We start from the raw sequence: 12,978 nt of genomic DNA on the forward strand, positions 1-12,978 counted from the left end.
TTACCTCCTTACATCATCGCGCTATCCGGATCCATTTTGCGGACGATCCAATTAGCGGCCAGAATCGTTGCGCAACCCAGAACGGACTGCACGAATGCGGCAGAGGCCGCCATTCCCAAGGTAGCGGACTTGAGTTGTTTGTATACCATGACATCGATTGTGGTAGACACGTTGAACAGAGAATTGGAATCTCGCGTGACCTGGTAGAACAGGCCAAAATCGGTGTAGAATATACGTCCGACCGCCAAAATGAACAGCATGACGATAACGAGCTTGAGCATCGGCAACGTAATGTACCTCGTCTGCTGCCAAATGGATGCGCCATCAATAACGGCCGCTTCATAATAGGTGCTGTCAAGGCTTGTGATCGTTGCCAAATAAATGACCATGCCATACCCTAAACCCTTCCAAATATTAAGCAGAATCAGAAAGTACGGCCAGTATGCCGGTTCCATGTACCAGTTAACGGGATCGCTGCCTGCGCTCGCAAGCATTTGGTTGAGAATCCCTTTATCGAAACTGAGGAACGCCCAGCCTACGGCGGATACGACAACCCAAGATAGGAAGTAGGGGAGGAACATCATGGTCTGATAGATTTTGCTTGCTTTGCGATTGTGGAGCAGACCGATCATAATCGCAAATAGAACGGGAAGCACAATGCCTAGAACGATAAAAATAATGTTGTATCCGATCGTATTTCGAATAATGATCCAAGCGTCGTTGGACGTAAATAGAAACTCGAAGTTTTTGAAGCCGACCCAAGGGCTGTTAAACACGTTGCTCAAGAAGCCGCCGCTAATCCTGAAGTTTTTGAAGGCGATAATGATCCCAAACATAGGCAGGAAACAGAACAATAGATACCAAATCGTCGTGGGCAGTGCCAAGAGGGTCAGTTCCGTATCCTGCTTGCGCCAACGAAATTGCGAGCGCTTTCTTTTGTTGCGGCGTTCGGTTGCCATACTCATGTCCGTCGCTCCTTCCGGTGTTTCTCCTGCTTGCCCCCTATTGTATAATGGATGGTTTCGATGCTTCTAGACAACAAACTTGATACTATAGTCAACAAACGTTATGTACTGTTGATGATGGACGAGTGCGGCTGGTCGGAAGCTGCTGTAAATCAAAAACAAAAATAGCGGTGCGGGGATAGTCTCCCTGGGCACCGCTATTTTTAAGTTTTTTTAATGATTTTCGATCAAGGTATGCTGCATGTTAAGAAGATGAACCTGCCGTCGAGAGCTACTTCAAGCTCTCCAGCATTCGAATGACGGCCACGGTCGCCTGTGCCCTGGTGACGTTCGTCGTTGGACTGAACGCCGTCCCGGAGACGCCTCTCAGAATGCCCAGCTGCGCAAGCCATGCGGCCGCATCTCGAGCATATCCCGCGATAGCGTCGCGGTCGCCGAAGCGATCCAACCGGGTGGTGTCTGCGCTGCCCTCGAGTCCCGCGAGGGAAAGCGCCCGTCCCAGCACGACGGCCATGTCTTGGCGCGTGATGTTGCCGTTCGGATCGAAGACGCCGTCCGACTTGCCGGCGATCAGCCCCGCCGCTGCAGCGGCGGCAATGTCGCCGGCGAATGCGGAGTCAGGATCTACGTCGCCAAAGACGTTTTCCCCTTGACTCGGCAGTATGCCGAGCGCTCTTGTGATCATGGAGACGAATTCGGCGCGGGTAATGGCATCCGCCGCTCCGAATCTCGTCTCGCTTTTGCCGGCGATAAGCAGACTCGCCGTTGCAAGCTCAATAGCGTCTCGGGCCCAGTCCATGGCGACGTCCTCGAATTCGAAGCCGGTTGCGGCTACGGTGTAGATGCTGTTGCCGTCGCGAGTCAGCTCCACCGTAATCGTGCCGTCCTCATTCTCCGTCGCAGTAGTGGCGACGGGACGGAATTGTCCGCTCTCCGGCAAGTAGAGGACGCCGATGAGTCTGTTGCCGTCCGCGTCCGCGCCATCCAGCGTGAAGCTTCGCTTCAACAGGCTGCCGTCGAAGTCGGTGATTTCCTCATACTGCCCATCATCCTTCTTAGCCGCGATGATGAAGTCGATCGGCTCCGCGAAGAGCCTGATGCCGGCGGTTTTCGCATCTTCTTCGATGTTTCCTGCTGCGTCTCCGGCTAGCGGGACAAGCGTGATGCGAATATCCGCTCCATGCTGCAATGCGCTGGCCGGTATGGCATAGGCGACGCTGCCCCAAATGATTGTCAGCCCCGCGTCCTCGCCTTTGTCGGCAATCGCCTCCGCGACGGCTTTCGGCAGAAGCACCTCCACGCTGTCCGCCGCGGCGTCGGCCGTTATTTTAAATGCAGCGGATTTGTTACTCTTGATAGTATTAAGAGCAAGATATTCCTGCACCGAGATCGTCAGCTTGCCGTTCTGCTTCGATATGCTGCCGTCGAGCTCGTTCTTGTCCTTGGCTGGCGGCGCAGGCGGCACGTAGGAGACAGGAGCATCCGTCGTAACGGTTATCACGCTTGCGGGGGATACTTCTCCGATGCTCTCCCCATCCTTAGAAACGGCGAGGACATAGACGGAATAGCTCGTGCTTGCCGACAGGCCTTCAAGAATGAAGGATGTGCCTTCCGTCGCGTCGATATATTTGCGGTTCACGAAAATTTCGTAACCGCCGGCTCCATCGACGGCGTCCCACTTCAATTGCGCGTGGCTGCTGCTTTTGCCCGCAATCGCAAGTCCGGCCGGCGCCGGGAGCGCTTCCGCGTTCGTCGTCCCGTCCAGGGGCAGATCATGCGCCAGTTGATTTTGCAGCGTGCGATTGCGGTCGCCGCTCACTTCCCAGCTCATGACGCCCGCGAGATTCAGAGATTTAACGAAGGAGGCGTTGTATTTCATGGATGTATCGTCGTTGTAGGTAATGAACGTGCCGTTCTCCTCGTTCCAGAGGTAGGCTGTTTTGGACGCGGCGTTCCAGTGTTTCTCGTAACCGTTTTGGCCGGCGTAATTGTTCTCTAAGTCCGCTACGTCGAAGACGCCGGCTTCCCAGGTGCCGCTTGGAATAGTCGTGCAGGTGCCGTACTGGCCTCCGTCCGAGCAGCCCGCCCAGCCCTTGCCGTAGAACGGAATGCCCAGCACAAGCTTCTCGGCCGGAACGCCGCCGTTTAAATGCCCGACCGCGCCGCCGCTTACGTTGTTGCGCGCCGCGTAGTCCATGGGATGACTGCCGTCATGATAGAGCGGAGCGTTATGATGCGCGAACAGCTCCCAGTTGCCGCTGTAGTCGTAGGTCATGATATTGATATAGTCCAGATAGGCGGAAGAGTTCGCCAGATCCGCGTTCACGACGAAGTTGTCGCCTTGACCGGAAGCGATGGTGAGCAAATAATAACGACCGTCCTCCGAGCCCGCGGCGTCGAACGCTTCGCGTATCGTCTTCATGAGCAAGGTGAAATTGACGTTGTCTTCGGGAGAGTGCGCGTTATCCTCTTCGCCGCCCTCCACGGGGTATTCCCAGTCGATGTCGAGGCCGTCGAGGCCATATTCCCGGATGAAATTCACGGCTGAGTTCGCGAAAGTGCGTCTGGTCAGCTCCGTTGCGGCTACGGGCGAGAAATTGTTCGACCACGACCAGCCGCCTACGGATACAAGCAGCTTTAAGTGCGGGTTCTCCTCTTTGATGGTTTTGAAGCTCGCGAAGTTTCTAGGATCAAAGTCGGCGTCGCCCAGGATCACTTCGCCGTCATGAACGTAGTCGCTCTGCAGCGGAATATTCTCATTGTGGCACGCCGTCGCGCCGGAGCCGAATTTCTTCCAGCACAGATCCGCGAACGCGTAATTGATATGGGTGAAGTTGTTGTAATCGACATCCTCCGGCCTAAAGTTGCGTCCTTGCTCGGACAGCGACCAGGCCGTGTAATACGTGACGTTGGTGTATTCTCCGCCGGGCACGGCAGAGAGCGTCTCGCTGATCGGGGATTCCCAGAGCTGGTTCGCGGCCAGCACCGTGAAGTCATAGGACTGTCCTTCCGCCAGGCCGGAGACTGTCAGCCGAGGCTCGGATGTCGTGCCGATAACCGTGCCGCCCTGATAGACGGTGTATAACGTCGCGCCGGGAACGGGCGCCCAGCCGAGATTTACCGTATCGCGGTTGGCGGTGACGACTTGCAGATCGGACGGCGCGGCGAGCTCGCCCCAGATCAGGTCGATCTCGTTGCTGTTCGCGGACACTCGCGCGTTCGCGGGATCCTGGGCGCCGAGATAGAAGTTGAGCGCGGCGCCGGCGACCCGTTTCTCCTCGGGGATCGTGTAGGTCATGGCGTTGTCCGTACCGTTCCATACGCCGGCCTTCCAGTCGCCGTCCATGTAGAGGTCATAACCGGTCGCCCCGGGGCTGGTCGTCCAGCCGAACGTAATTTCGGTCTCCGAGATGTCGGATACCTTAAAGTTTTGCGGCGGCGTCAGCGGCGCTTCCTTGTATTCGCTTGTGTCGGCCGTTGTCGTGAATTCCAGCACCTTGCTCTTATGCGCAAGCGTTGCGGGCCGTTCGTACCATGTGATATAGATGCGGTAAGTGGTCTCGGGCGTCAGTCCGCCTAACGCGTGCGTCCAGCGGTTGCCCCAAGTCAGATAGGTATTGGTATCGGCATCCCAAATGTCGATATCGTTAGGATGCTGCGGATCCTGATCGTTGCCGATGAAGTCCCATTCGAACGTTGCCATGTTGTGGGACAAGTCGACGATGCGGAGATTTTGCGGTGCTGCGGGATCTTGCCCGGGCGGTTCGTCCGCGGCATTAATGGCGGCGGGGGCGTAGAGGAGGCTGACTAGCAAAGCGAGACATAATGACAGAACGGTCGGCTTCGCGAACAGTTTGCGGTTTGACGTATACACCAGATCACCTCGAATGTTTTTTTTCGAAAGGATGTTGCAGCCATGCTCAGGCTTGCGCAAGATCTAGGTGAGAGGATGGAGTGGGAGTGGTTTTGTGGTTTAGTGGTCTTGTGGTTACGGCCTCCTTTGTTGGCAATTTGCAAAATAATTGTGGTCACTTCTATCATGGGACGAAGAAACAATTTCAGGAAGGGGGAGATTTCCATAATGAGAGGGAGAAAATTTCGTGATACGCATATTTATGATCATTGCAATCGAAATAATGATTGGAAATTCGACTTTCGACGACAGATGTCGGCACAATATGTGAAAACTATGGCGTTAAAAGAGAGGAGGCGGATCATCGATTTTGCCGGGACGGATGGCTTGCCCCAGCCAGCCTGCCATAGCATTCGCGGCGCGAAAATGATATAGTTGACACGAATCAAGACGAACGTTTTTTTGGAAGCAGGAGGCCCCCATGAAGCAGAAGAACAGAAGTAACCCGCCAAAAGCCAGCCGCCCGAATACCAGCCGCTCGAATGCCGGTCGCCCGAATGCCAGCCGCTCGAATGCCGGTCGCCCGAGTGCCGACCGCCCGAATGCCGGCCGTCCGAGTGAAGGCCGCCCGAATGCCGGCCGCTCCAATGTAAGCCAGCATACCGTGAAGGAAGCGACGGAGCTGCTGCTTTTCCTGATACATAAAACCAAGCTTGGCCGCAATTCCGCGAAATCGATGTTGGCCCGCGGGCAAGTGTCGGTCGACAACGTGGTCGTAAAAGAGTACAACCATCCCCTTGAGCCGGGGCAGACCGTCTCCGTCAGCAGGGAGCGCGTGGTGGAGGAAACGCCTCTCGTCGGTCTCGACATCCTGCATGAGGACGAGGACATTATCGTCATTCGGAAGGATGCCGGGCTGTTGTCGATCTCGACAGGCCAAGACAACGAGATCACCGCCTATCGCCAGCTTATGGCGCATGTCCGGGCCAAAGATCCCAAGAGCCGGATCTTCGTCGTGCACCGCCTGGATCGAGACACGTCGGGCGTGATGATGTTCGCCAAAAGCGAGAGGATCCAGCAGCAGCTTCAGAACGCTTGGCAGGAAGCCGTCAAGGAGCGCTCGTATGTTGCGTTGGTCGAAGGCAATGTAAAAAAAGCGGAAGGGACGATAACGTCCTGGCTGAAAGAGAGCAGCACGCTAAAGATGTACTCCAGCCAGCGGCAGGGCGACGGGCAGCATGCCGTGACGCATTACAAAACGCTTCAAGCCGGCAGCGCCTACACGTTACTGGAGGTTCGGCTCGAGACCGGGCGCAAAAATCAAATTCGCGTCCATATGGAGGAGCTCGGACATCCCATCGTAGGTGACAAAAAATACGGCTCCCGGTCCAAGGTGCTCGGCAGGCTGGGCTTGCACGCTCGCGTGCTGGCTTTCTCCCATCCGACTACAGGCAAGCTGCTGCGGTTCGAAACGGATATTCCGAAATCGTTTCTGGCGCAGCTCAAACCACCGTCCTCCGAGGGGAGGAGATAAAGAGGCGGTCCCAAACGTCATGAATGACTTTGGAGACCGTCTTTTTTTCATGGTTAATACGTATTCGACGCTGTCAACTAACCGCCGCCCGGTGAGACTACTCCGAGCAAATAAGGGGAAATAGTCCCGTTATTCCGGTATCAGTAGCTAGATCCGCAGCAATAAGGGGAAATTCTCCATCTAATCCATGGAGTATCGGGTGTAGGGGTGTGAATAGTCAGAAATAGAGGGAGCTTTTCCCTATATTCCGCCCTTTCAGACCGAAGATCTCGCAATAGAGGGTGGTATTCCCCTTAATACTTCAAGCCGGGGCTCAGCCAGCCAATAAAGCTGAATTTTCTGCTGCATTCACCGCGGCAGGCCAGTCCGGGGCGCATTATAGCAGAATGCTTGGATGCCATTCGGTCGCATTATAGCAGAATACTCGGCTATCATTCGGACACATGTGAGCAGACTCGGCCAATTCGTGTGGCTCGGAATGGATGCCCCGTTTTTTCTGCCGAAGACGCGCCTACGCTGCCCTATGCACAGGCTCATTACCGTGATATAGTCGGCTTGAAGGTTTTGGAAGATTGTGTGCTGGAAATATCTTAATATTTATATAAATGAAATAATGGTTGAAGCAAAAACGAAAGCTGGAGTGCCGGAACATATTAAGCGCACATACCGTTTAGGAGGCTAATTGCTGTGCGGGAACTGAAAGCGTTGATGAGCAGATCGTCACCGAATATCGTTCAGGAGCACCGTGGAACTTGCCTTAATACGAAAGGTGGCTAACGTCATGAATAAAATCCCCGTTATCGAGACGCCGAGGCTGCGGCTTAGGCCGCTAAGGATGAAGGATGCATCTGATGTGTTCCATTACTTCGCTCGGGACGAGGTGACGGAATATTACGATGTGGAGAGCTTCACGGAGCTGGAGCAAGCGGAGAAGCTGATCCAGTTCTGGCATGACAGATTCCACAATCAGCAAGCCGTCCGATGGGGAATTACGCTTCGATCACAAGATCGGGTCATCGGCACATGCGGCTTCCATAATTGGACCCAAAAGCATTGCAAAGCCGAGGTGGGCTACGAACTGTCTCCCGAGTACTGGCGGCAAGGGATTATGGCCGAAGCTTTGCATGCGATTATGCATTTCGGTTACGGGCGGATGGCGCTGAACCGTATCGCCGCAATCATTCTGCCGGGCAATACGGGGTCCCGAAGACTGCTGGAGAAGATGGGCTTCTATGAAGAAGGCACGTTGAAGGAGTATTATTATAAAAAGGAAAGCTTTAGAGATGCTATTATTTTTTCGAAGCTGAACGCGGGGAAGGAAGGATAACGAATGGCCTATCAAAACATCTTGTTCGATCTGGACGGAACCATAACGGACCCCAAGGAAGGTATTACGAAGTCCGTGCAATACGCGCTGGCCAAATTCGGCATCCACGAAAAAAACCTCGATGTTCTCGATCCGTTTATAGGACCGCCGCTAGCCCAATCGTTCCGGGAGCTGTACGCGTTCGGCGAATCGGATGCCAGGCAGGCCGTAGAGTACTACAGGGAATATTTCAAGGAGACGGGAATCTTCCAAAATGCTTTATTCGGCGGAATGGTAGATTTACTGGCCGGGTTGCAGCGGCAAGGGCGCTCGCTCATTCTGGCGACGTCCAAGCCGACCGTATTCGCGCGGCGGATCCTGGAGCACTTCCGGATCGAAAAGTATTTCGCGGAAGTGCATGGCAGCGAACTCGACGGCACGCGGTCCGACAAGACGGAGCTCATCGCGTACATTATGCAGCAACATAAGCTGGATAAGTCGGGGACGGTCATGGTTGGCGATCGTAAACACGACATCATCGGCGCCCGCAACAACGGGATATCGTCCATCGGCGTTACGTTCGGCTACGGCAGCCTGGAGGAGTTGACGGGGGCGGGTCCGACGACCGTATGCCGTTCCGTAGATGAGTTGAAGAAGACGCTTCTTATGCGGGGTTCTAATCAGGCAACAGTGACAGAAGTGCGCGCCATTGAGACTCGCGACTCCGAAACCGTGGACCGCCTGACGGCCGTCTGGCATTCCTCCGTGTCGGCGACGCATCATTTTCTGACCGCAGAAGAGATCCGTTCCATTGAACCCGAGGTTCGGCAGGGCTTGCAGCTAATCGAGCATCTGTATGGCTATTATGACGAAGACGGACAGCCGCTCGGTTTCGTCGGCATGCAGGACGACAAGATTGAGATGCTGTTCGTGGAGGCGAAGCAACGCGGGAGAGGCATAGGCAAAAAGCTGTTGGAGGCTGCTCTCAAGCACGAGGGAGTGCGATACGTCGACGTGAACGAGCAGAACGAGCAGGGCAGCGCTTTTTACGCAAGCAGAGGCTTTCGGATCGTCGGCAGATCGGAGCAGGACTCGCAAGGGCGGCCGTATCCGATACTTCATCTGGAGATTTAGCCAGCAAAGGAGGCCACAATCATGTACAGCAACAACAAACCCGAGGTTGAACCTGCCCGAGCCGTGTCAGCGACGCAGCTTGGCGCAGTACCGCCGACATATGGGTCAAGTATAGGCAGCAGGCGTACTGATGTGCCTCCGCTCATGCTTCCTCCCGGTCCCGGCGAAGGTGCCATCATCGGCGACAGCCAGCCGGTGGCGATTCTCAGGCGGGCGATCCGCTATGTCGGAAGATGGTCTTCCACTCCGAGAAGGCGGCGTATTCATGCCTTTGTCCTGCTGTACATCAAGCATGGCCGCGGCGAATTAACCGTCAACAATGCCCCCATATCCATAGCCGGCAATCAACTGCTTCTGCTAACGCCGGGCATGCATGTGATTGAACGGGCCGATGCGCTTGCAGACTGGGAAGTCCATTACATAGCTTTCAAGCTGATGCGTCCGGTACGAGAGGAGGGGGGCTGGGCGCTTGCGCCCTTCGAATCGTCGCATTTCCCGCGAGGCGGAGCAATGTCCGTTACTGACATGCACTCGATCGAAAGGCTGATCGAACGGCTGCATGAAGGCGGGAATGACGCTGACGGCATGTTTCGATGGAAGCGCCAGCTGGCGCTGTCGGAACTGCTGTATACGATTCTGTCGGAGCAGAAAGCGCAGCGGAGCCCTTATTCGGCTCCTGAGGCTGTAAGGCGCTGCGCAGCCTATATCGACCGGCATTATAAGGACAATATTCGAATGGACGAGCTCGCAAGCTGGTGCGGTCTACATCCCAGCACGTTCACGCGTCATTTTAAGGCTGCGATGGGGATGCTGCCCAGCGACTATTTAATCCATGCGCGTATTGAAGCGGCCAAAACCATCTTGCCGGGGGGAGGTCCGCTGAGGGAGGTTGCGCGGCAGGTGGGTTTTTGCGATGAATATTATTTTAGCCGGATGTTCAAGAAGGTTGCCGGAGTCTCCCCTTCCGTCTACATTCGTACGGCAGGAGAGCGTTCGCAAGGCAAGGAGCGAAACGGCAGGATATTGAAGCCTGTTAATGTCGCGGTTACGTACGTGGACGAGGTCGACCATCTGATCGCGCTTGGCCTGCTCCCCGCAGCCGTGCCTGCCGATCATCAACCGGATCGGCAAGAGACGGTCATTCCCTATTTGAAGCCTTACATTGCCCATCTCCCGCATATCGGCTGCGAGCTGTCGATCGACATGGAGCGGCTTCGCAAGCTTGCCCCCGAGCTGATTATCGTCGGCCGCTTCATGAAGAGCTGGGGCGTGAACGGCTTTGCCGACATCGCCCCGACCCACTATTACAGCTGGGAGGTAGACTGGCGCAACGTGCATCGCCAGCTCTCGGCCATGCTGGGACGGGAAGCCCGCGCCGAGCAAAATATCGCGCAATTTGATCGGCTCGTCCGCTCCGCGAGGGACCGGATGTACGCGGCATGCGCGAGCAAGACGTTCCTCTTCCTGGAGTCGACACGGGAAGGCGTAAGGGTAAGTCCTTATATGAGCAACGGAGGCTGGCTGCTCTACCAACAGCTGGGACTGACGCCGGCATCGATCGTGAGCGTCAACGGCTGGGAGCATTACGTTACGCCGGAGGAAGCGGCCGCGATTCCAGCCGACTATCTGTTCGTAGGGCAGCGAAGCGGCGCGGCCGACGTGCATCGCGGGTTGTTGGAGGAGCCCGGGATGCGTCGGCTAGGTCCCCGCTTGATCGAGCTGCCCCGCTATCCATGGGGGAAGGGCGGTCCGATCGCCTACTCGATGGGCGTGAGGATGATCCTGGCCTTGTTTGCAAAATTCCACAAATAATTTGCGGAAATCGTACATGGCTTTCCCATCGGAAATGCGTTACTCTTCTTGTTGAGAAGAATTATCATTATCGACTGACAAGGAGAGAAAGCTGTGAAGAGAATGCAAAAATGGGGACTCTTGCTGGCGATGTCGGCACTTATCATGATCCTGTTGGCCGCTTGCGGAGGGGAAAACAAGGCGACAAATGAAGGCGGAGCGGGAAGCTCCGCGCCTGGCAGCGCTAGCCCCTCGCCCGAGGTTATAGAAGAAACGCCGAAGCCGTCGCCAACCGCACGCACCGTTACGACACCCGCCGGCACGGTAGACATTCCGGCCAATCCAGAGCGGATCGTCCTGACGTATGACGACGACGTCGATCACTTTCTGGCGCTCGGTCTAAAGCCTGTCGCCGCGCCGCTCTACGACAGGGACGATAACATCAACGGCTATCTGCCTTATTTGGCGGATCGATTGGAAGGCATGGGGACCTTCCCGTTGTCCACCGATTTCGAGCCTATCGTGGCAGCGGAGCCCGATCTGCTTGTTGCCGGTTATCATCACCGCGAGGTGCTGGGCGACTTGCAGAAAATTGCACCGACGGTATATTTCGAATGGGATGTCGACTGGAGAAAGACCCATCTGGAGATGGGACGTGTGCTTAATCTGGAGGAGAAGGCTAAGAGTAACGTCGATGCCTTTAATGCCGAAATGGAGATCACCAAGGCGCATGTCGCAGACGCAATCGGAGATGAACCCGTCGCGTTTATCAAGGTCCGTCAAAATCAGCTGGAGCTGTATGGCGGTCCGGGAACCGGTTCTTCGGCTTCCTTTATCCTGTACGATCTGCTGGGCCTGACGCCCGTTAAGGATGCTTCTACCGATACATGGGGCGCGCAGTTCTCGCTGGAGAGCTTTACGGGGCTGGAAGCGGAGCATCTCTTCCTGTTGGTGCAGGGGAACGACGAGAATGCGGCGCTTGTGGAGGACTTGCTCGCGAACCAGCTGTACAAGAACGTGCCGGCCATTCAGAAGGGCCAGGTGTACAAGGTGAATAGTTATCCATGGGAGCGCGGCGGTCCAATCGTCTTCACCGAGGGAATGAAGCAGATTCGCGAGATGATCACGCCATGAACGGCCCATCTTCGAAAGAGACTGGCGAACTCTACGATCTGACCATAATCGGCGGCGGTCCCGCGGGCATGTATGCGGCCTTCTATGCGGGCATGCGGGATATGAAGGTCAAGCTGATCGAGGGCAAGGACGAGCTGGGAGGTTTCCTGCATCATTACGCGGAGAAAACGATCTGGGATGTCGGCGGCATTCCGCCGCTCCGCTGCGATCAATTAATTAGGCATCTGGCTGAGCAAGCGCGAACTTTCGATCCGACGATTGTCTTCGGCCAGCGGGTCGACGGACTGGAGTTGCTGCCCGGCGGCGCTTACCGATTGCGCACCGATAGTGGAAAAACGCATGATACGAAGACGATCCTTGTCGCGGTCGGGCGGGGCATTACCGAGATGACCAAGCTGGATATTCGGGGCGCGGACCGCTACGAGTTGACCAATCTGCATTATACCGTCCAGAATCCGGAAGCCTTCCGGGACAAAAGAGTGCTTATATCCGGCGGAGGGAACTCCGCCGTAGACTGGGCGAACGAGCTTGTCGATGTGGCAAAACAAGTGATCGTGGCGCATCGCCGCGAGGAGTTCGGCGCCATGGAGCGCAGCGTTTCCAGGATGCTGGAGAAGGCGGACGTGCGAACGCCCTATGAGCTGCAAGAGCTGCATGGCGAGGGAGAGGCCATAGGCGCGGTCAGTATCAGGCATGGCGAAAGCGGCGATATGGAGCTGATCGAGGTCGATGCCGTCGTCGTTAGTCACGGCTATTCACGAAGCTACGGCGACTTGTTGCACTGGGGGCTGGATATCGGCAAGCATGGGATTCATGTCAGCGACCAGACGGTGACGAACCTCCCCGGCATCTTCGCCGCCGGGGATTGCGCCTCCTACTCCAACAAGGTCAAGCTGATCGCCGGCGCCTTCACCGACGCGGTGCTCGCCGTTAACAGCGCCATGAGCTATATCGATGCCGAGGCGCCTGACATGGCGTATGTCTCTTCGCATAACGAGAAATTCCGGGAGATGAACAAGCAGTTGCATCATGGAAGCAAGGCGGTAGAAACGCAATAATGGACGCGGCATGGCGATACTCCAATCGTTAAACTTAGGAAAGACACGGAATGCGGTTCCGTGTCTTATTTGCGTTCGAGAATGTGCCAGATTCGGCTATAATACGGAAGGAATCGGTTTCGTACGAATATGACCGATTTGTCAAAAATCGCTCATTTACTTTTCGGCCCAAAATCGATATAAAATGATAAAGGCGCTAGCGG

Annotated in this window: 9 protein-coding genes; 7 read left to right on the plus strand and 2 right to left on the minus strand. The window is 55.7% G+C overall.

The annotated features are described in order from the left end of the window. Nucleotides 1-8: 8 nt before the first annotated feature. A complete protein-coding gene (locus KJW29_RS32980; protein ID WP_214627794.1) occupies nt 9-965 on the minus strand; it encodes an ABC transporter permease in 957 nt (318 codons plus the stop codon). Between the two features lie 271 nt (nt 966-1,236). Further along, complete coding sequence (locus KJW29_RS32985; protein WP_246608483.1) at nt 1,237-4,839, minus strand: glycosyl hydrolase family 18 protein; 3,603 nt, start codon at nt 4,837-4,839, stop codon at nt 1,237-1,239. 207 nt (nt 4,840-5,046) lie between these two features. On the opposite strand from KJW29_RS32985, the gene KJW29_RS32990 reads away from it, so the two are divergent. From KJW29_RS32990 to KJW29_RS33020, 7 genes are all read left to right on the plus strand, one after another. Beyond that, nucleotides 5,047-5,253: a hypothetical protein gene (locus tag KJW29_RS32990; RefSeq protein ID WP_214627795.1), complete on the plus strand. Its 207-nt coding sequence runs from the start codon at nt 5,047-5,049 to the stop codon at nt 5,251-5,253. Nucleotides 5,254-5,299: 46 nt separating this feature from the next. Continuing rightward, nucleotides 5,300-6,352: an RluA family pseudouridine synthase gene (locus KJW29_RS32995; protein ID WP_214627796.1), complete on the plus strand. Its 1,053-nt coding sequence runs from the start codon at nt 5,300-5,302 to the stop codon at nt 6,350-6,352. A gap of 781 nt (nt 6,353-7,133) precedes the next feature. Then, a complete protein-coding gene (locus tag KJW29_RS33000) occupies nt 7,134-7,679 on the plus strand; it encodes a GNAT family N-acetyltransferase (protein ID WP_214627797.1) in 546 nt (181 codons plus the stop codon). A 3-nt stretch (nt 7,680-7,682) separates the two neighbouring features. Further along, the gene (locus KJW29_RS36680) at nt 7,683-8,792 is read left to right on the plus strand and encodes a GNAT family N-acetyltransferase (RefSeq protein WP_214627798.1); all 1,110 of its coding nucleotides are present in this window, start codon (nt 7,683-7,685) and stop codon (nt 8,790-8,792) included. Between the two features lie 21 nt (nt 8,793-8,813). Beyond that, a complete protein-coding gene (locus tag KJW29_RS33010) occupies nt 8,814-10,604 on the plus strand; it encodes a helix-turn-helix domain-containing protein (RefSeq protein WP_214627799.1) in 1,791 nt (596 codons plus the stop codon). A 102-nt stretch (nt 10,605-10,706) separates the two neighbouring features. Continuing rightward, the gene (locus tag KJW29_RS33015) at nt 10,707-11,717 is read left to right on the plus strand and encodes an ABC transporter substrate-binding protein (RefSeq protein WP_246608932.1); all 1,011 of its coding nucleotides are present in this window, start codon (nt 10,707-10,709) and stop codon (nt 11,715-11,717) included. Next, complete coding sequence (locus tag KJW29_RS33020; RefSeq protein ID WP_214627801.1) at nt 11,714-12,775, plus strand: NAD(P)/FAD-dependent oxidoreductase; 1,062 nt, start codon at nt 11,714-11,716, stop codon at nt 12,773-12,775. Before KJW29_RS33015 ends, KJW29_RS33020 begins: the two co-directional genes overlap by 4 nt. Nucleotides 12,776-12,978: the final 203 nt, after the last annotated feature.

The organism is Paenibacillus agaridevorans (genome assembly GCF_018604145.1).
GTDB lineage: Bacteria > Bacillota > Bacilli > Paenibacillales > Paenibacillaceae > Pristimantibacillus > Pristimantibacillus agaridevorans.